General features: G+C 65.8%; 12 protein-coding genes. 6 read left to right on the plus strand and 6 right to left on the minus strand.

The window, feature by feature from the left end:
* Positions 1-123 precede the first annotated feature (123 nt).
* Positions 124-1,398 (minus strand): nickel-dependent lactate racemase, encoded by a 1,275-nt coding sequence (larA, locus tag BN3270_RS03210; protein ID WP_058985752.1) that lies wholly within the window; start codon positions 1,396-1,398, stop codon positions 124-126.
* 176 nt (positions 1,399-1,574) lie between these two features.
* Between larA and BN3270_RS03215 the strand changes: the two genes are divergently transcribed.
* Positions 1,575-2,966, plus strand: coding sequence for a glutathionylspermidine synthase family protein (locus BN3270_RS03215; RefSeq protein ID WP_058985753.1), 1,392 nt, complete (start codon positions 1,575-1,577; stop codon positions 2,964-2,966).
* A gap of 42 nt (positions 2,967-3,008) precedes the next feature.
* A complete protein-coding gene (locus tag BN3270_RS03220; RefSeq protein ID WP_058985754.1) occupies positions 3,009-3,887 on the plus strand; it encodes a hypothetical protein in 879 nt (292 codons plus the stop codon).
* A 40-nt stretch (positions 3,888-3,927) separates the two neighbouring features.
* Here BN3270_RS03220 and BN3270_RS03225 read toward each other — a convergent pair whose 3' ends face one another.
* Positions 3,928-8,655 carry an EAL domain-containing protein gene (locus BN3270_RS03225; protein WP_058985755.1) on the minus strand — a complete coding sequence of 1,576 codons (4,728 nt, stop codon included), beginning with the start codon at positions 8,653-8,655 and terminating at the stop codon, positions 3,928-3,930.
* Between the two features lie 176 nt (positions 8,656-8,831).
* A complete protein-coding gene (locus tag BN3270_RS03230) occupies positions 8,832-10,292 on the minus strand; it encodes a solute carrier family 23 protein (RefSeq protein WP_058985756.1) in 1,461 nt (486 codons plus the stop codon).
* Positions 10,293-10,685: 393 nt separating this feature from the next.
* Between BN3270_RS03230 and BN3270_RS03235 the strand changes: the two genes are divergently transcribed.
* Together BN3270_RS03235 and ettA are read left to right on the plus strand one after the other, a co-directional pair.
* On the plus strand, positions 10,686-12,365 hold the full coding sequence (locus tag BN3270_RS03235) for an L-lactate permease (RefSeq protein ID WP_058985757.1): 1,680 nt from the start codon (positions 10,686-10,688) through the stop codon (positions 12,363-12,365).
* 319 nt (positions 12,366-12,684) lie between these two features.
* Entirely contained in the window at positions 12,685-14,364 is a 1,680-nt protein-coding gene (ettA, locus tag BN3270_RS03240; RefSeq protein ID WP_058985758.1) for an energy-dependent translational throttle protein EttA, read from the plus strand.
* A gap of 124 nt (positions 14,365-14,488) precedes the next feature.
* On the opposite strand, the gene BN3270_RS09635 is transcribed toward ettA, so the two are convergent.
* The gene (locus BN3270_RS09635) at positions 14,489-15,121 is read right to left on the minus strand and encodes an asparagine synthase C-terminal domain-containing protein (protein WP_271711905.1); all 633 of its coding nucleotides are present in this window, start codon (positions 15,119-15,121) and stop codon (positions 14,489-14,491) included.
* A 16-nt stretch (positions 15,122-15,137) separates the two neighbouring features.
* Positions 15,138-16,436 (minus strand): asparagine synthase (glutamine-hydrolyzing), encoded by a 1,299-nt coding sequence (asnB, locus tag BN3270_RS03245; protein ID WP_271711906.1) that lies wholly within the window; start codon positions 16,434-16,436, stop codon positions 15,138-15,140.
* Positions 16,437-16,737: 301 nt separating this feature from the next.
* Between asnB and BN3270_RS03250 the strand changes: the two genes are divergently transcribed.
* Positions 16,738-17,253: a low molecular weight protein-tyrosine-phosphatase gene (locus BN3270_RS03250; protein ID WP_271711907.1), complete on the plus strand. Its 516-nt coding sequence runs from the start codon at positions 16,738-16,740 to the stop codon at positions 17,251-17,253.
* A 68-nt stretch (positions 17,254-17,321) separates the two neighbouring features.
* Positions 17,322-19,502 carry an ATP-dependent helicase gene (locus tag BN3270_RS03255; RefSeq protein WP_271711908.1) on the plus strand — a complete coding sequence of 727 codons (2,181 nt, stop codon included), beginning with the start codon at positions 17,322-17,324 and terminating at the stop codon, positions 19,500-19,502.
* On the opposite strand, the gene BN3270_RS03260 is transcribed toward BN3270_RS03255, so the two are convergent.
* Positions 19,499-20,947, minus strand: coding sequence for a zinc ribbon domain-containing protein (locus BN3270_RS03260; protein WP_058985759.1), 1,449 nt, complete (start codon positions 20,945-20,947; stop codon positions 19,499-19,501). The genes BN3270_RS03255 and BN3270_RS03260 overlap by 4 nt on opposite strands.
* Positions 20,948-21,004: the final 57 nt, after the last annotated feature.

Here is a 21,004-nt window from a genome sequence, read left to right on the forward strand (position 1 = left end):
CCGCCGCGCGCCCCTGCGCCACCGAAATGGCGCATCATCACGGTTTGGACGAAAACAAGAAAGCGGGCGCCCGGCGGCCTTGCCGCGCGAGCGCCCGTTTCCCCTGCCGAAAAGAGCCCCCGATTAGGCGCGCACGATGACCGAAATGCCGTTGGGCACCACGGTGATCTTGGCATCGGCCCCCGCGAGAGCACGCGCCTGATCGAGCGCATCTGCCAGCGTGGGCGCCCAGGCCATCTTCATCTCTTCGACGGTCGCCCGCATTTCAGGACGGGTCACGTAAATCACCGGATGGTGCATGAGGATGCGGGCCTGGATCTGCACCTCCCACTGGTCGGGCGCGGTTTCGTTCTGCGGAACGGCGAGAATCTCGTCCATGAGCGAAGCAGCGTCGGTGCAGTCGCGCAGGGCGGCATGAAAGCCCTCGCCGCCCGTGCCGTCGGCACATTCGGCGCAGATGACGATCGGCGCGCCGTCCTTGGCCGTGGCTTCGGCGGCCGTCTGGCTCTTCACGCACTGGTACATGTTCTGGTCGAGCGGCGCCCCGCCGTTGCCGGTGACCACGATGTCACCGGGGATAGCGGGCACCTCGCAGTAGCCGCGCAAAAACTCGGTTCCGGCCTCGTGGGCGGCGAAGGGGTCGCCGGCGAAGGCGGCCACCGTGCGCTTGTCCTCGTCGATCACGACGTTGACGATGTAGGCGAGCCTGGCCTGGCGGGCGGCGTCGACCATATCCCGGTGCAGGGGGTTGCCCGCGAGCACGCCGGTACGGGCGTGCGGGCTCGCGATGAAGGCCGAGCAGTGGTTGCCGAGCACGGTGACGCGGTCGCAGACACCCGGCAGCACGCTCTTGCGGCCCCCGGAAAATCCGGCGAAGAAGTGGGGCTCGATGAAGCCTTCGGACACCAAGAGGTCGGCGTCGGCGGCGATGCGGTCGATCACGAGGTCGGCCCCGCTGGGCAGCACGCCGATCTTCACGTTCGAGGCGGCGTTGAAGGCGTCGTGCACGGCGATCTTCTCGTGGTCGACGATTTCATCGCCGAATTTGGCCCGCAGCTCGGCGTCGGTGGTGAGACGGTGGAATCCCGTGGCGATGAGCAGGGTGACGTCGATGTCGGGGTTGCCCTGGCGCAGCTCGGCGAGCATGAAGGGGATAATGTGCCTGCTGGGCACGGGGCGCGTGTGGTCGCTGCAGATGATCGTGCAGGTGCGCTTACCGCGCGCGAGGTCGGCGAGCGTGGCGCCCCCGTAAGGGGCGGCCATGGCCGCGCGGACGATGTCGTCTTCGGACCCGTGCGCCTTCATCGCGCCGATGCGGCTTTCGAGCACGCCGGCAATCTGGTCGTCGGGAACGATTGCGGTTTGCGCGAAACGGCCGTAGGGAATGGAGATTTCCATGCTTGTCACCACTTTACGAGGGAAAGGCGGATGTGCTCTTGGCCATTGTAGGCTCCGGCGGCACAACGCGGCCGTGGGCACCGTGCGCATTCTGGCGAACGGACGCCTGGGCGGTGGTAGGGTAAAAGGCGATGAAACGAAGCGCCCGCGTGGGCGCGCCAACGAAAGAGCAGCATATGACCCAGCCGTTACCCTCGCCTACCAGTCGTACCTACGAAGACGAATTCGCCCAGATCGCACGCAGCTTGGGCGGCGACGCCGCCAGCCGCGACGAGGCGGGCGCCTGGCTCGCCGCCGGACCCGCCAACTACCACGGAGCAGAGCCCAGCTGGGACCTGATCCCCAAGATCTTCGACCGAGCAGCGACCGCCCGCCTGGCCTGCGCCGCCGAAACCATGGGACGCATCATGGAAAAGGCCACGCGCCGCTTCATCGCCGATCCCAGCTACCGGTCCCGCTACCGCTTTCCCGCCCGTCTCAACGAGCTCGTCTGCGCGCCCACCGGCTACCCCTACCAGGTGCCCTGCGCGCGCGTCGACCTCTTCTACCATGAGGACACGGGCGACTTTCGCTTCTGCGAGATCAACACCGACGGGACCTCGGGCTTTTTGGCGACCGAAGCGGTGACGCGCGCGATCATGCGCACCGAAACCTTCCGCCGCTTCGCGAAACGCCACCCGAGCGCCCATCCGGCCGACGTCTTCGGCGCCTGGATCGACGCCCTCATCGCCACCTGGGAGGCCTGGGAAGCGCCCGCCGACGTGCGCAAGCCCGCCCTGCCCGCGCTCGCCGTGGTCGACTACGGGGAGAGCGTGAGCGGCGAAGAGGTGGGCGCCTTCTGCGAGCGCTTCGCCGCGCGCGGCATCGAGGCGCATTTCACCGACGTGCGCGCCCTGCGCATCGAGCACCGAGGCGGCCGCGACCGGCTCGTCGACGACCACGGCCCCATCGACTGCGTGTGGAAGCGGGCCGTCACCGGCGAGCTTGCAGAAAAGCCCTGCCCCGGCGCGGACGCCCTGGCACGCGCCCTGGAAGGCAACCTGGCCTGCCTGGTGGGCAGCCATCGCACCTGGGTCACGGCCACCAAGACCTTCTTCGCCCTGCTCTGGGACGACACCTTGGAATCGTGTCTTTCCGCCGAGGAGCGGGCCTTCGTGCGCGCCCATGTGCCCGAAACTCACTTCCTCTACCCTGATACCGACGTGAGCGCCTTCGCCGACCGCGCCCGCTGGATCGCCAAGCCCGCCGCCGGCTACAACAGCGTGGGCGTGGTGGCCGGTCTCGACGCGACGGCCGCCGAGTGGGACGAGGCTCTGCGCACGGTGGCCCGCCAGGGCGGCATCGTGCAGGCCTACGCGCCCCAATACGACGCGCCCACGATTCCCAACGGGGGCGATCTGCCGCACTTCGACGAAGACCCGCTCGATTTCCCACCGGCCCACAACATGGAGGGGCTCTTCCTGTTCAACGGGAAATTCTGCGGCACCTTCAACCGCTGCGGCTTCGGCAACGTGATCGGCGAGTTCCAGGGCCGTCTCAACCAGGGCGCGCTCTACTTGGACGAATAACGGCCGGCACCGCCCCGCCCACCCGCACACGCAAGGAGAACCATGGAAGATACCGACGAACTTACCCGAGCGCAGGCCGACGGACGCGCTCCCTACGCGGTCAAACGCCTCTACAACGCCGACGGGTCGGTAGGCAGCCACTTCCTGTCGCGCGAGCTCTACACCTTCGTCGAAAGCTGGGAGACGGCCATGCGCGACCCCCGCTTCGCCGAGATCATCGACAACGAGCTGGCGATCGAGCGCATCGCCGACGAGCCACTCGGCCACCTGGCCTTGCAGGCCACGAGCGAGCGGGCGCGGGCCCTCTTCCTGGCCTGGCTCGCCTTCATCAACGTCGACCTCGAGCCCTGGACCACGGGTGGGTCGATCCACTTCCGCCCCCATTGGGCGCGCGTGCTCCTGCTGTCCCAGGCCTTGGCCGATGCGGAGGGCCTCTCAGATGCCGACGCCTGCGCCCTCGCCTGCGCCGCCGCCTTCCACGACTCTCGGCGCGACAACCCCTACCTGGATACGGGCCACGGGGCGCGGGCAGCCCGCTACTATCGCGATTTCTGTACAGACGGCGCCCACGGGGTGCCCCGCGCCACGCGCGCAGGAGCCGCCCTGCGCTTCGACGCCCGCGTCTACCTGGCGATTCGCTGGCACGACCGCGATGATGCGGAAGGCGAGCAGGCTATTCGATCGGCCTTCGACGCCGATTGCTCGGCCGAGCTCGGCGACCGCTCGCTTGCCGCAACCGTTCCGGCGGGAGCCGCGACGACGCCCGTCGACCTCTACCGCCTCTTCAAGGACGCCGATGCGCTCGACCGCGTGAGACTGGGGCCCCACGGGCTCGACGAGCGTTACCTGCGCAGCCCCCACGCCGGCGAGCTCGTCCCCTTCGCGCGCGACCTCATCGCCCGCACACGGGCTCGCGACTAACCCGGAGCGCGCGTGCGCTCCGGGCGCGGCGCTGGGCGCTCTATTCCTGCTTGGAGTCTTCGTCGCGCCTACCGAAGTAGTGCGCTCCCTTGTCGGCGTACATGAGGCGGTCGACCCGCGACACGACCGCGTCGACGTCGGGGATGGGCGTCGCATAGCGGGCGGCGCCAAGGGCCACGCTCGCCCCATGCCGCGCGAACCCGCGGCGCAGCTCGTCCACGAGCGCGTCGAGGTCGCGGGCGGCAGCGTTTTCTACGACCATGAGGAACTCGTCGCCGCCCATGCGGAAGACGTTCTCGCGCCCCACGAAGGCGCTCATCACCTGCGCCACCGCCTGAATCAGCTCGTCGCCGCGCTGGTGGCCCCGCTCGTCGTTGGCCCGCTTCAAGCCGTTGATGTCGCCGAAAACGATCGCGATATCGCGCCCCGCGGGAAGACCCCGCAGGCGGTCGATGAGCGCGCGGCGGTTCATCACGCCGGTCAACTGGTCGGTGGTACTCAACTCCTTCAGATGGGCTACGATATCGCGGTTGCGCAACATGACTTCCAAGAAGCGCGTGAGGGTGGTGAGCAGCAGGCTCGCTTCGCGGAAGGTGTCGGGCGACGGGTTAACCACGAGCGAATAGCCCGCACGGCCGCAGGAAAGGTTCAGATGCCCCGACACGATGCTCTTGACGCCGTCGACGTGCACCACAAAACCGGGGTGCGCGGCCCTGAAGGCGTCGATGTCCTCGATCAAGGTCACCGGGGTCCTGTCGAACTCGTCGAGCAGGGCGCGCACTTCGCTTGTCGGGATGTGCACGAGTTCGGGCAGAAGCTCCGGGGCATCGTCGTCGCGGCGCCATTCGAAGGTGGCGTTCACCGTGCCGTCGCCCGCCTCCTCGAACACGTACAGGCGCTCGGCGTCGAGGATGCGCCCCACGCGCGCCAAAAACCGGCGGATGCCCGTGCTCGGGTCGGCCTCCTGCATGCCCACCGCGATGGCGTCGTTGGCCGCCGCCTCGCGGTAGATGAACTCGTTGCGGCTTCGGTCGTTCTCGACGTAGGAGCTCAGGTTCACCGATAGGCTGAAGACGCGGTTCTTTCCCTGCCAGGGAATGAGCGTGTCGCAGACAAGGTAGTCGATGCCCGCTACGTGGTTGTGATGGGACCGGCAGTCGAACCGATCGCGCCGCAGGCCGCTCTTCCTGCAGAAGGGACAGGGCACCTTGTTGCCTTCGATAAGCTCGTGGCAGGTCTTTCCCTGATAGGCGAAATCGGCGGGAAGGCGCAGGTCGCGCAGGTAGGCCGCGTTCATGTAGAGGATCTCGTAGGTATCGGGGTCCCAGATGGCCACCGGGTCGTCGAGGTGGTCGAACTTCTCGCGGTCGAACAGGAGGCGGTCGCCCACGAGCATCGCCCTGCCGTAGGACTGTTCTTCCGATTCGCTCAGGCGCTCGATCATGAGGCGGATGAGCCCGTCGAAGCTGCGGGCTTCCGACCCGCTGCCCAGGGCGTACTGCATGAAGAGGGTGCAGGGGCAGCCGTCGACCTCGGTGATTGCGTGCACGGCCCCGGCAATGGCGAGCACCTTAGAGCGCAGCGCCGCCGCGTCCGTGCCTTTTTGCAGGTAAACGAAGCAGCAGGAGCCGATATGGGCGATCGAACCGCCCGGCGCGCAGATGCGGCCGACCTCCTTGTAGATGCGGGCAAACAGGTCGCGGCGGAAGGTAGCACCGCAGGCCGAGCTCAGCCGGTCGAATTCAGGCACGTCGACCAACACCATCAGGTAGTCCTCGCCGTGCTGGCGCAGGCTGTCGGATAAGCGCAGGCCCGTCATGATCATGCTGCGGAAGCCGGGCAGGCCCGATTCGTGGTTGGCGAGTATCGCCTTTCCATCGGATTCCTCCTGCACCTGCACCTCTTCGAGCATGCGAAAGCCGCCCACGAGCCCCACGATCCGCTCGTTTCGATAGACGGGGTATTTGCTCGCCACCACCGTGCGCGGGCAGCCGCGCACGGCGCAGGACACGGTCACGTCGCGCAGGGGCGTGCCCTCCTCGAGCACGGCCCGCTCGTCGGCGGCCTCCTTCGCAAGGTCGCCGTTCCAGCCCAGATCGTCGTCGGTCTTGCCCACGATATCCCCCACGGAATCCAGGCCGAAGGTCTCGAGGAAAGCGCGGTTGACCCCCAGGAAGCGACGGTCGGCGTCCTTCCAGAAAAGGGGATGCGCAGAGAAATCGGCGAAGGACTGCCAGAGGCTGGCGCGCAGGTCGTCTGCCTGTTGGCCGGACCCCAAGGAGATGCCGAAGGAGGCCGCGAGCGCCGGGAGCAAGGTGCCAAGATCGCGCCGGCGCTCCATAACGTCGTCGCGCATGCAGAGCAGCACGTCCCCCCGCTCGGTGCGGGTGAGCACGACCGCATCGAAGACCACCCATCGATACGACCCGTCGGGGTGCTTCATGCGAAAAAGGTTGGTCGCCTCTGACCGTTGGGATTTCTTGGCAAGGGCGTGAATGGCGTCGATGCGCGCGAAGCGAACGAAGCGCGACAGGTCGTCGGGGTGGATGCGGGCGCGCGCCCAGTCCCTGAAGGTGCGCTCGATGCCGGAGAAGCGCCTGCCAACGGCGATGCGCGTATCCATGGTCTCGACGGCTTCCAACTCGTCGGTATCCGCGTGCAGGTAGTAGATGCCGTCGTAGGTGAGCACCACGCTGCGCACCATCTCGTCGAAGCGCTGAGAGGTCCCCTGGTCGTCGTCGCGCGTGATGTTGGCAAGCGACACGCGCAGCACGTTCGCTTCGCCCACATGGGCCACGAGCCAACCGCGCACGCGCAGGTACTGGCCGTTGTCGACGTACGTCATCGTCTGCTCCTCGCCGCTTGCGATGACCTTGCGCGTGAAGGCGAGAAACTTGTCGTGCAGGGCGAGGTCGCGCGTGGCGAGAATCCTGTTGGTCTGCTCGATCGTAGCCGAACCGATTTCCTTGAGCACGGCGCGATAGGCCTGGTTCTCGCAGAGAAACTCCATTCGGTCACCCTCGACCCGAACGACGGCCACCGGGGCATCGCCCGAAATGTCCACCGATCCCGCTCGGTCGAACAGCTGGCCCTCGAAACGGTTCTCCCCCCTCATGCCCAACCGCTGGCAGCGCGCCAAGAGCGCGGAAGCGATTTGCGGCTCGCCGTAGTAGAAGCCCTGCACCACCTCGCAGCCGATAGACTTGAGGAAAGCGGCCTGGTCGGCCGATTCGACCCCTTCGGCGATCGTGTGAATACCGAGCCCCTTCGCCATGCGGACGATCGACGTCACGATGATGCGCGCGCTCTCGTTGAAGTTGCGCAAGAACATGAGGTCAATCTTCAGGCCGTCGACTTCGTAGTCCTTGAGCATGTTGAGCGAGGACATGCCGCTGCCGAAGTCGTCGATCCATACCCGGTAACCGTTGGCCCGGAAGCGCTTGATCGTGTCGCTCACCGCTCCGGCGCGCTCGGCGATGGCGGTTTCGGTCACTTCGATGCGGAGCAGGTCGCGCGGGATCTCCAAAGAGCGAGCCGCCCGGTCGACCACCTCGAAGACGTCGACGAGGTCGAAATCGACCCGCGAGACGTTGAGGGACACCGGTACCACCGGGTTGCCGGCATCAAGATCGGCCCGCAGGGAGCGCACGACGAAATCGATCACGTGGGCGTCGAGCTTATGGATGAGCCGGGCGCGCTCGAGCACGGGGATGAATTCGTCGGGCCGCAGGCGGTCCCCCTGGGGCGTGTCCCACCGCGCCAGCGCCTCGACGGCGCATACGTTGCCGGTGAAGGCGCGCACCAAGGGTTGGACGAACACCTTGATGCTGCCGTCTTCCAGGGCGTCTTCGAAATGCTCGAGCACGAAAGCCCGCGTTTTCATCCGACGGCCCATCTCTTCGGTGTAGACCGCCCAGCAGACGTCGGCGTTCTGTTTGATGCTGTCGCAGGCGACCTGCGCGCAATCGACGGTGTCCGCCGAGGGGATGGCCCGCAACGCCGCGCTGTTGGCGATGAAGACGCCGGCCTTCGCGCGGATGCGCGGGTTGCCCATGTGGGCGTCGATCGCCGCGCAGGCCGCCTCGATCCGGTCGAAGAGCCCGTCGCCGTCGGGAGCGAGCACCACGAAGCTGTCGGCCGCAAGGTGGGCGACCATCGCGCGGGGGAAGTGCGACCGCAACTCATTGGCGACCATGCGCAGGCAGACATCGCCCGCCTCGATGCCGTGGGCGCGGTTGTAGGCCTTGAAGTTGGCGATGTTGAAGAAGACGGGGAACCGCGTGCCGTACACGCCGCGCTCGCGGTCATCGGCGGCAATCGCGCCGGACTCCTCGAAGAACTCGTGCATGCCCATGAGGCCCGTGACGGAGTCCTTTTCGACGCCCACCGTGCGCTGGCGCATGTCCACGATCAAAAGCGACCAGTAGTCGCGCCCCTCGAAGCTCACGCGCTTGGCCGAGCCCTCCACCTGCACGAAATGACCTTTGGCCCCGCGCAAAGAAAAGGATAGGTACCGATAGTCGCTCGCTTCCGCTTCCGCATCATCGCTGCGCAGGCGGGCTGAAAGGGATTTCGCGAACCCGTCGACCGCCATGCCGCGAAAGCGGCCGCCCGTGAGGCGGTCGAAGGCGGCGCGGTCGTCGCACTGGTACAAGGCGAGCGCTTCCCGATTGACGAAGGCAACGCGCTCCTCGCTATCGGCGGTAATCAGGCATAAGGCCCCGGGAACGGCGTCGAAGCATCCATTGAAATCCCCTTGATCGCTCATGGCTCCCCACAATCGCTCGCGGTACCCCCCACGTTTTCCCAGTGTAGCGTTTCGCAGGCATGCGTCAAAAAGGCTCTAGGGCCAGTTGACAACAAAGGGCAGCCGGAATCGGTCCGACTGCCCTCACGAACCCTCGCCCGCGCGCGCCGCCACGCTACGGCCGTGCAATCGCGCCGTTATTCCTTGGCAGCAGGCTCTTGGGCAAGCTCGCCCTTGCGCCGCGCCTCGCGCCGGCGGGCGAACTCTTCGAGCATGCGCTCGGTGCGCTCGTCTTCCTCCTTCTGCAGGCGCTTGCTTTCCCGATAGTCGCCCTTGATCTTGTCGTTGTCGGAAAGCAGCAGGTAAAGGCCGATGCCGGCGATGAGGCCGATGCCGCCGCCGCGCGCCAGGATGAAACCCGCGATCATGCCGGCGATGCCCTGGTCGAGCTTGTCGCGCGCCAAATCGAAGCAAATCTGGGCACAGACGAAGCCCTGGATGCAGAGGACCACTACCAGCATGGCCGCCGCCGACGCGGCCGCCGCCTCGTAGAGCGGGTAGATGAACAGGCCCACGACCGTGAAGATTAGGTTGGTGCCCGACCCGTCGTAGATCGAGTCCATGCCCTGGCGCCCGCCCTGCTTGTAGCGCTGGTAGGTGGCCACGCAATAGGGGGCCGAAAGCGGGCCGGCAAGGGCAGGATAGGGAGCGAACAGAGCCAGGATCAGGTTGCGGATGCCGCAGATGACGTTGGTGCGGTTGGGGTCGAACTCGATGTACTCGTCTTCGCGCTGGGCCTGCAGGCCAAGCTGCTGCACGGTGACGAAGTCGCCGTAGGCGATTACCCAGGCCACCACCGCCATGGGCAGGGCCGAAAGCCACACCTGGGGGGCCGCCCAGCCGATGAAGAAGGGCGATACCTGCATGATCATGGTCCCGAAATCAGGCACTTTGAAGATCTGGCCGGAGAAGTGGTAGTCGAACTCGCCGGAGATGCCACCGGCGATGAGCATGGCGAGCACGGCCCACAAAAAGCTGTAGTTGCCGAGAACCTGCAGGAAGCGGCTCGTGCCCATGTACTTGCGGATGCGCTTGCTGAACATGAGGAAGAAGACCACCAGAAGGCCCGCCATGCAGCCCACGGTCACCGTGTCGAGGGCGCCGCCCTGCTGGAGTCGGACGTAAACGGCGTTCACGCCGGCGCCGAGCACGATGCCGGCCTTCACCGCCGGCGGCATGAGGGTGTTGAGCTTCTTCGAAAGGCCGGTCATGCCCAATAGGATGAACATGAAGGCCAATTCCAGCTGCACCGCCGTCAAGGCCTGCAAGCGCGCGACCCCGGGGTCGAAGCCTTCCAGATAGACGATGATGATGGCCATAGCCGGGGTGATCCAGCCGCAGATCGACGGCTCGCCTAAAAGCCAGTTGAGCGTGTAGCACATGGTCTCGAAGCACACGAGGGCCCAGGCCACTTCAGGGTCGAGGCCGAGCGTGGTGATGAGCACAGCGAGAGCGCCGTAGGACGTGCAGGCGTTCATGAGACCGGTGACGATTTCCGGCGGCGAGATCTTGAAGTGGATGAAAGGCAGGCGAATGCGCAAAATGCCGCAAGGAATGTAGGGCTGGACCCCACCGTAGGATCTCTTCATGAAAGCCATGCGAACCCCCTCGATGATTGCTCGTCATGCGGGAACCCGCAGAGCAACGAGGCCGGCATCTCCCGTGCCAACCACTGATGAATACCGCCAAGTTTATCACATATTCCGATGATTCCCGTGGCCCGTGAGGGGCATCGAGGCGCACGAAAAATATTCGAATGGATTCTTCTGAAATACATAGATTTTATGTTGTTGGGACAAAATATGCATATTGAGTGGACGAACTGCCGTCATACGCACATCGAAACGTGTGTTGCGCCGTTCGCCGGAAACGACGCCGACGAAATGCGGCTCGACACGTAGCATAAGCCCACTGCCTGGGCCCGCAGCGCCCCGCGCACGCCCGACGCCCAGGTTTCCCATCCGCTCCCGTTTTTTTTGGAAGGAACCGGTATGTTCCAAGCCGAACTTGCCCCCATCGCCGGCAACTTGGGGCTTTCCGCCCTCGTTGCCTGCGTGCCGCTGCTCACCTTCTTCATCATGCTGATGGGCGTGAAGGCCAAGGCCCACGTGTCCGCCGCCGTAGCCCTCGTCGCCGCCCTTCTCGTTGCCATCGTGGGCTGGAAGATGCCCGCAGGCTACGCCCTGCTTTCGGCCACCCAGGGCGCCGCGTTCGGCGCCTTCCCCATCGCCTACATCATCATCATGGCGGTGTGGTTCTACGCAGTCACCCAGGTTTCGGGCCGTTCCGAAGACCTGCGCCGTTTCTTCGATAAGGTTGGCAACGGCGACATCCGCATCCAGGCCATGATGATCGCCTTCTGCTTCGGCGGCCTGCTCGAAGCCCTCGCCGGCTTCGGCGCCCCGATCGCCGTGACTGCCACGATGATCCTCGCCCTGGGCGTGAGCGCCCCGCGCGCGGCCCTCGTTGTCATGCTCGCCAACACCGCGCCTGTGGCCTACGGCGCCGTGGCCACGCCGATCACCACGGCCGGCAACATGGTCGCCGGCGGCGATGCGGCCGTCGCGGCCCAGACCGCCCAGCATGTCGCCGCGATTGTCGGCCACCAGGCGCCGATCTTCGCCGCCATCATCCCCTTCCTCATCATGATCATCCTCGACGGCAAGAAGGGAGCCCGCGACTGCTGGCCGCCCGCGCTCGTGTGCGGCCTCACCTTCGCCGCGACCCAGTGGTGGTGCTCCAACCACTTTGCTTACGAGCTCACCGACGTGATCGCTACGCTCGTGTCCCTGGCGTGCGTGGTCGTCTTCATGCGCCTGTGGAAGCCCAAGAACGTCGACGAGATGCGCGCTCGCTTCGGGCTCGACCCCTACAGCGCCGACACCCATTCCGAGCTCACCGCCAACCGCACGGTGATGGCCCTCGTCCCCTACGCGATCGTGGTCGTCGTGTTCGCCGTCTGCAAGCTGGGCATCCCCAAGATGCTCGCGGCCACCGACATCAAGATTCCCTGGCCGGGCATTTCGGGCGGCGTGATCGCGAACGCCATGGGCAAGGACCCGGGCACCACCTTCACGCTCAACCTCCTTTCGACCCCCGGCACCATGCTGCTCGTGGCCGGCCTGCTTTCGGCGCTCGTCTACTCGCTCTACACCGAAAACGGCCGCTACGCGATGACCGTCGGCGCCGCGGTCAAGCAGATCGGCAAGACCGCCCACGGCATGCGCCTGTCGAGCCTGACCATCATCTTGGTGCTCTCGCTGGCCTACGTGATGAACTTCTCTGGGCAGACGCTTTCGATCGGCCAGTTCCTGGCCGGCTCCGGCGCCGCCTTCGCCGTGATCAGCCCGATCCTCGGTTGGGTGGGTACCGCCGTCACCGGTTCCGATACCTCGGCGAACGCCCTGTTCAGCGGCTTGCAGCATAGCGCCGCAACGGCCAACCCCGCACTGGCCAACGTCACGCCCGACCTCTTCCTGGCCTCGAACACCATGGGCGGCGTCGTGGGCAAGATGATTTCCCCGCAGTCGCTCGCCATCGCGGCCGTGGCCACAGGCGAAAAAGAATCGGACATCATGAAGATGGTCCTGCCCTGGTCGATCACCTTCCTCGTGGGGCTCTGCGTGCTCGTGGGCCTGCAGGCTTCCGTGCTCGCCTTCACCCTGCCCTAACGCAGGCGGCCGCACGCAACGCGCACCGAAAGCGCCCGCCAACCCGGCGGGCGCTTTTTTTGCAGGCGGGCGCCCTGCGCCTGTCTCTTATCCACCTCTATGAAGAAGGGCGATACCTGCACTCTACTGGTCCCGAACACAGTGACTTTGAAACGGTGGCCGGAGAAAGGGCCGTCGGACCGCCCGGGGCGGCACCCGGCAGTGGCAATGCCGCCCGCCCCGGGCCTTCTGCGCTTCTCGTGGGTAGTCTCCCCACCTCGCGCGCGCACGGTAGAATGGCCCTACCGCATTTCAGACCCCACCCCCCGCAAGGAGCAACATGGCTGAATTCATTTACACGATGCACGACGTGCGCAAAGCCCACGGCGACAAGGTCATTCTCGACGACGTCACCATGGCCTTCTACCCCGGCGCGAAGATCGGCGTGGTCGGCCCCAACGGCATGGGCAAATCGACCCTGCTCAAGATCATGGCCGGCATCGAAGACATTTCCAACGGCGAAGCCCGCCTGTCCCCCGGCTATTCGGTGGGCATCCTTCTGCAGGAACCCCCGCTCGACGATACGAAGACCGTCAAGGAAAACGTCGAGATGGCCTTCGGCGACATCATCGCCAAGGTCAACCGCTTCAACGAGATCGGCGCCGAAATGGCCAACCCCGACGCCGACTTCGACGCCCTCATGGACGAGATGGGCACCCTGCAGAACGAAATCGACGCCGCCAACGGCTGGGACCTCGACAGCCAGCTCTCGCAGGCCATGGACGCCCTGCAATGCCCCGACCCCGACGAGAACGTCGCCCACCTTTCCGGCGGCGAGCGCCGTCGCGTGGCCCTCTGCAAGCTTCTGCTCGAAGCCCCCGACCTGCTCTTGCTCGACGAGCCCACCAACCACCTCGACGCCGAATCGGTGCTCTGGCTCGAGCACTTCCTGCACACCTACGAAGGCGCCGTGCTCGCCGTCACCCACGACCGCTACTTCCTGGACAACGTGGCTGAATGGATCTGCGAGGTTGACCGCGGCACCCTCTACCCCTACAAGGGCAACTACTCCACCTACCTGGAAACCAAGGCCGCCCGTCTCGCCGCCCAAGGCCAGCAGAACGAAAAGCGCGCCAAGAAGATGAAGGCCGAATTGGAATGGGTGCGCTCGTCTCCCAAGGCCCGTCAGGCCAAGAACAAGGCCCGTTTGGAACGCTACGAGCAGATGGCCGCCGAAGCCGAGCGCGACAAGAAGCTCGACTTCACCGAAATCCAGATTCCCGTGGGCCCGCGCCTGGGCAACAAGGTCATCGTGGCCGACCACCTGCACAAGGCCTTCGGCGACCGCGTTCTCATCGACGATTTGTCCTTTGATTTGCCGCGCAACGGTATCGTGGGCGTCATCGGCCCCAACGGCGTGGGCAAATCGACCCTCTTCAGGATGATCATGGGCCAGGAAGAGGTCTCGGGCGGGTCGCTGGAAATCGGCTCGTCGGTGAAGATCTCCTACGTCGACCAGATGCGCGCGGGCATCGACCCCGACAAGAAGGTATGGGAAGTCGTCTCCGACGGCCTTGACTACCTCACGGTCGGCGAAACCGAAGTGCCCACCCGCGCCTACATCTCTGCCTTCGGCTTCAAAGGCTCCGACCAGCAGAAACCGGCCGGCGTCCTTTCGGGCGGCGAGCGCAACCGCCTGAACCTGGCGCTCACCTTGAAGCAGGGCGGCAACCTCCTCCTGCTCGACGAGCCCACCAACGACCTCGACACCGAAACCATGGAAAGCCTGGAAGAGGCCCTGCTGCGCTTCCCCGGCTGCGCCGTGATCACGAGCCACGACCGCTGGTTCCTCGACCGCATCGCCACCCATATCCTGGCCTGGGAAGGCACCGACGAAAACCCCGGCTCCTGGTACTGGTTCCAGGGCAACTTCGCCGACTACCAAAAGAACCGCGAAGAGCGCCTGGGCCCCGACCTGGCCCAGCCCCATCGCATCCATCGCAAGCTCACGCGCGACTAGCGCACCGGCACGCACACGGCATGAGAGCGCCCCGTCTCCCCAGGAGGCGGGGCGCTTCGCGTATCGGGATGGGAGGCAGATGCGAACAGGGCGGCCGCCCCATCTGCGCGGGGCATCCCGTCCGTCAGTCAAGGGACGGCGCCTGCGGCACCCCTCCGTCGACGAAATAGACCCAATACCATTCGAGGAAGGAGAACACGATCCAGATCTTGCGGCTGTTATCGGCCACGCCCGCCCTATGGCCGTCGAGCAGCGACAGCAGCATGTTCACGTCGAAGAACTCCAGAGCGGCGGGGCTCGTGAAGGCATGGCGCACGCGCCGGTACCAGTCGTCGTCGCACAGCCAGACGGCGATCGGCGTGGGGAACCCGAGCTTCTGCTTCTGGGCCCAATCGCTCGGGATCGCGCGTTCCGCCGCCTTGCGCAGGGCGATCTTGGTCTGGTCGGGCGAGACCTTCTGGCTCACGGGCAGCGTTGACGCCAGTTCGAAGACCTTCCTGTCGAGGAAGGGCACGCGGCTCTCGAGCGAATGGGCCATGGCCATCTTGTCGGTCTTCAGCAGGATGTCGCCGGCCAGCCAAAAGGCCATGTCGACGCGCTGCATGCGGGTCACGTCGTCAAGTTCGGCCACCTCAGCGTAGGCGGGTGCCACGATGCGCTGGGGGTCGGGCGCGTGCACGTCGCGCCTCAGCAGGCGGTCGCGCTCGGCCGCGGTGAACGCCACGTCGTTGGCGTTGGTATGGTACCAGTCCTCCACCCGGCCGCTCGCGCGCTCAAGGTAGTTGGCCCCGCGCAGACCGACGGCCCGTGCCGCCCGCGACGCCGCTCGGCGCCCATGCCAGACGGCGGCTCGCCAGCGGGGCCTGGTAGACGCGATAGCCGCCGAAGAGCTCGTCGGCCCCCTCGCCCGAGAGCACGGCCTTCACCTGCCGAGCGGCCAGCTGGTCGACGAAGTAGAGCGACACGGCGCTCGGGTCCGCCGACGGCTCGTCCATATGCCACTGCACGCGCCGCAGAGCGGCCCCGAACGCTTCCTTGTCGATGTAGCGGCTCTCGTTGGCGACACCCAGCCGGCGAGCAAGCTCCTCGGCCCAGCTCACCTCGTCGCGATTGCCCTTGTAGAGCGAAAAGCCCACGGTGAAGGTATGGATTGAGGGGTTCTCCTCGGCCAGGCAGGCCGCCAGGTAGCTCGAATCGATCCCGCTCGACAGGAAGGATCCCACCTCCACATCGGCCACGTTGTGGTAGCGCACGCTCTCACGCATGGCCGCGTCGATCGCATCGACGGTCTCCTCTTCCGAACGGCTGCCGTCGACAGCGTACGTGGGCCGCCAGTAACGCCGCTCGCTCAGGGTTCCGTCGGCGTGCACGCGCAGGCAGTGGCCCGGGAGCAGCTTGAACACGCCCTTGAAGAAGGTTTCGGGCAGCGCCGAGAACTGGAAGCAGAGGTATTCCGCCAAAGCTTGCTCGTTGAGCGCGCGCTCGTAGGCGGGATGCTCGAGGATACTCTTGATTTCCGACGCGAAGATGAAGCGCCCCTGCTGCTGGGTGTAGTAGAACGGTTTGATGCCGAAGAAATCACGGGCACAGAACAGCTCGCGGGTCGTCCGGTCCCAGATGGCGAAGGCGAACATGCCGCGCAGGCGGTCGAGCACGGCCTCGCCCCAGGCCAGATAGCCCACGAGCAGCACTTCGGTGTCGGAATCGGTGGAGAACTCCCATCCGTCGGCGACGAGCTCCTCCCGCAGGTCGCGGTAGTTGTAGATCTCGCCGTTGAAGACGATCGCGTAGTCCCCGCGCGTCGCGGTGCCGCACGCATCGGCGCAGGGAGCGCAGGCTGCCGTGCGGGCCGGCGAGGACACGTGGGCCGCCCGAGCGCCGGTCGAGCGCACCATGGGCTGGCTGCCGCCCGCAAGGTCGATCAGCGCGAGCCGGCGATGCCCCAACGCGATGCCGTCGGCCACGTAGAGCCCTTCCCCATCGGGGCCCCGGTGCGCCATGACCGTGCACATGGCCGAAAGGATCGCCTCGTCCCCTGCGCTTGCCTTCGTGAATCCGCAGATGCCGCACATAGCGAAAACCTTCCTTCGCTCATCCCCGCCCCTAAAGCGAAACGGCTGCCGCCGTGTGCAGCGCCGCATCCTTCTTCGCACGCTGCGCCCCTCGAGCGAGATGCCACCGGCACCCCACCATACTCGTGTTCCACGGCATGCCAGCACATGACACAACATCGGTACATCTGAGGCACTTGGAAGCGCCCGTTCGGCACCGCCGCACATGGCCCGGGAACCCGGCCAAGCGGCCGCCTGCCGCCTGCGGTCTGCTACCCTGTGGGGCACGACCCGAACAACCGCCGCATGAAGGAGCTCCGCCGTGAACCCTGCCCGCATTGCCGATACCGACGTCGCGCACGAGCCGCCCGCCCCCAAGAACCTGCGCCCGATAGGCGTCCTCTTCGTCTGCCACGGCAACATCTGCCGCAGCGCCATGGCCCAGTGCATCATGCAGAAGCTCGTCGACGACCGGGGCCTGGCAGACCGCTTCCGCATCGATTCGGCCGCCTGCCGCACCGACGAGATAGGCTCTCCCCTCTACCCGCCCGCCGCCCGCGAGCTCGCCCGCCACGGCGTGCCCGATCTGGGCCATCGAGCCTGGCTGATTACCGCTGCCGACGGCGACGCCTGGGACTACATCGTCTACATGGATGCCGAAAACGAGCGCGACCTGGCCCGCATCTTGGGCCCAGCCCCCGCCGCCCGCGTCTGCCGGCTCATGTCCTTCACCATGCGCTGCGGCGACGTGGCCGACCCCTGGTACACGGGCGATTTCGCTGCCACCTACGACGACGTGCTCGAAGGCTGCACCGCCCTGCTCGACCTGCTCGCCTAGCAGGCACCGGCCCGCGACTCAGCGCCGGCGCTTGCCGCATACGAACGGATGTACTAATATATGCGGTCATGACGATGCAGGGGGAACATAGCGAACCGGCCGACGCGCTCGAAGGGCTCAACGAGGCCCAGCGCGCGGCAGTCACCGCAACCGAAGGCTACGTGCGCGTGATCGCCGGCGCCGGCAGCGGAAAGACGCGGGCGCTCTCCCGCCGGTTCGCCTACCTGGTCAACGACCTGGGTATCATGCCCTCGCACATCCTGTGCGTTACCTTCACCAACAAGGCCGCCAACGAAATGCGCCACCGCATCCACCTGCTCACCGGCGACAACGACACCGCCTACGTGAACACCTTCCACGGCTTCTGCGTGAGCGTCCTGCAGGAAGACGCGAACGCCGTGTCCTACCCCAAGAGCTTTTTGGTGCTCGACAATTCCGACATCAACGCCATGCTCGACATCATCTACGCAGAGCGCGGCCTCACCCTGCGCGACATGACCTACGGCAAGGCCCGCGACATGATCGAAGTGCGCAAGACGATCACGCAGCCGCATTACTACTACGACCTCATCGCCGCTTCGCCCGACCTCGTGCTAAAGAAGTATCGCGCCGCTACCGACGCGGCCGACATCATCTTCTACGGCTACCTTTACCAGGAAAAGAAGTGCTTCGGGCTCGACTACAACGACCTCATCGTCCTCACCCTGCACATCTTCGATACCTGCGAGGACGTGCGCTTGAAATGGCAAAAGCGGCTCGAGTACGTGATGATCGACGAGTTCCAGGACATCGACCCTCTGCAGTACCGGCTTATGGAAGCCCTCTGCGCCTACCACGGCAACCTCTTCGTCGTGGGCGACCCCGACCAGACCATCTACACCTGGCGCGGGGCCAACGTGCGCTTCCTGCTCGATTTCGACAAGAAGTTTCCCGGCACGCACACCGTGCAGATGAACGAAAACTACCGGTCGACCCCGCAGATCACGGCTGTGGCCAACGCCCTCATCGACAAGAACAAGCTGCGCATCAAGAAAGACCTCGTGTCCCAGCGGCCGCACGGGCCCAAGGTGGCCTGCTACCACGCCGAGGGGCAAGAGGACGAAGCGGCGTGGGTGGCCGGACGGCTCGCGCGCCTGCACGAGGCGGGCGCCGCCTGGAAGGATATGTGCCTGCTCTACCGGGCCCACTACGTCACCCGGTCGCTGGAAGACGCGCTCGCCGCCCGCAAGATCCCCTACACCATCTACAGCGGCGTCGCCTTCTTCGACCGCGCCGAAGTGAAGGACGCCCTCTCCTACCTGCGCATGGTGGCCTTCAAAGACGACCTGTCCTTCGCACGCATCGTGAACGCCCCCAAGCGCAACATAGGCGAAAAGCGGATGAAGTTCCTGCGCTCCTTTGCCGACGGCCAGCAGATCTCCCTCTACCAGGCGCTCGTGCGGTCGATCGACGACCCCCTCTTCAAGGGCACCAAGGCACGGGAATTCGTGCGCCTGGTCGAACGCTACAGCGCCGAAGCGGCGAACCGGCCGGTGAGCGAGCTGCTGGCCGTCTTGCTCGACGAAAGCGGCTACGAGCGCGCCCTGCGCACCGAAGGCAGCCAGGAGCGGCTCGACAACCTGGCCGAACTGCGCCAATCAATCTACGAGTACGAAACCACCTGCGGCGAGGAAGCCACCCTCGACCAGTACCTGTCCCACGTGTCGCTGTTCAGCAACCTCGATGCGGGTACCGGCGACGACAAGGTGAAGCTGATGACCATCCACGCCGCCAAGGGGCTCGAGTTCCGCCACGTCTTCGTCTGCGGCATGGACGAAGGCATCCTGCCCTCCCGCAAGACGCAGACGATGGAAGCCATGGAAGAAGAGCGCCGCCTGGCCTTCGTCGCCTTCACACGCGCCCAGGACACGCTTGCGCTCACCTGCGCCGAAGGCACCGCCCACGACGGCATGCCCCGCTATCCCTCGCGCTTCATCCTCGACGTGAACCCGGCCCTCCTCGACTTCACGACCCCGCTTTCCGACTCGCTCATCGCCGAGGCGCGGAAGTTCTACCGCTACAAGGACCGCCTGCTGCACGCAGCCAACGAAGGGCCCGCCTTCGAAATCGGCGATACCGTACGCCACGCCGTTTTCGGCAGAGGCACAATCGTCGCTATCGACGTCGACGAGGGCAGCTACCGCATCGCCTTCGACGGGATGGACACGCCGCGCACCCTGTCGATACGCGCCAAGCTCGAGAGTGCTTAGCCGTTAAGCAAAACGCTCGTGCGGTTGGCCGCCGTGTTGTCGACCAGCGAGAGCGGCACTTCTTCCTGGGTGATGGCCTTTACCGCCGCATCGTAGGTGTCCCAGTCGACCGCTTTGTCGTCGACCGAGACGTCGGTTACGCATATATCCAAGCCAGAATTGTCGAGATAGTCGTTGCCCACGTCCGTGCCCCTATGCAAAGGCTCAGTCGATCCGTGCTCGACCTCATAGATGTCTTCGTCTTCTCCAGCATATGCGGCATGCTGTTTTATCGTGGAGCCCTCGAAATTGAAGTACGCACCCTCATGGTTGCCTACACCCATGTAAGAAGACAGTACGTATCCGCTCGAATAGACAGTAAAGCGCTCAGCGACGCTCACCAACTTTACGTCACCGTCCACATAGGTGAGCAATTCCATGTAGCCATCGACATGAGCGGTTTGATCCGACTCAATCATCAGGTCCGGCACCCCGTCATTGTTGGCATCGACCAAGCAGAACGTCAGGCTGCTCGTAGGAACCGTCTTTCCCGAATCGCCCCAGGGCACCGCGTATTGGGTCAGCCAGCCGGCATAGGCCTTCTTGGCCGCTTGGGCGGTCGAGGCCTGGGAATCGCGGGCGTCGCGCACGTTCTGGCAGAGGTTCTGGGCCTTGCCTTGGTCGTTGGCGTCGTCCTGGGCGTAGCGGGCAACCGCATCGAGGTCGTCGTCGGTCACCTGGGAAGCGGGCACTTCGGTGAAGGTGACGTCCTGGGAAAAGGTCGCATGGGGTCCCTGGTCGGTGTCCTCCACGGTCACCGTCACCTGCGTATCGTCTGCAGGCGCAACGAAGGTGCCGTCCGAAAGGATGGCCCCCGCCGGGAAGGTGAGCGTGAAATCGCCCACGGGAAGCGCGAGCCCCGCGCCCTCGGCATCGAGGTAGCTTACCGTCTCGTAGGAAGCGCCGTCGACCGTGCCGTCGACCTTGACGGGAATCGAGGTGGCCCCGTCGTCGTAAGCTGCGCCCGACGCCGTCCTCACCTGAATGCCCCAGGCGCTCTGCGCCGTGCCGGCATCGACGCCTTGCGACGTCGTGCTGTTGGCGACGCCCACCGCGATGGGATGGGGCTCCTTGGCCTTGGAATCCTGAGCGAACAGGAACGCGCCGCAGACCACGGCCACAACGGCCGCCGAGCCAAGGACGAGCGCCAGGATGCGGCCCGTGCGGCCCTTCCGCGAGGCGCGCGCAGCCGCAGCGGAGCGGCCGGCGAATGCGGGCGCGACAACCGCCGGATCACCAGCGCCTGAACGCGGGGCGCCCTCAGGGCAGGGAGCGGGCGCGCCCGCAACCGGTTCGGGCGCCGGGGCGGCTACCCCCTCGCCAGGGTCGGGCACCCGATAGCCGCAGTTCCCGCAGAAGCGGGCGTTTTCGGGAAGGGGCTGGTGGCACCGAGGGCACTGGGACATGGGGGGGTTCTCCGTTCGTGGCGGGCAGATTTCGCATGGGGAAATCATACCATCCGC

It is taken from the genome of Hugonella massiliensis (assembly GCA_001486445.1).
Lineage (GTDB): Bacteria > Actinomycetota > Coriobacteriia > Coriobacteriales > Eggerthellaceae > Hugonella > Hugonella massiliensis.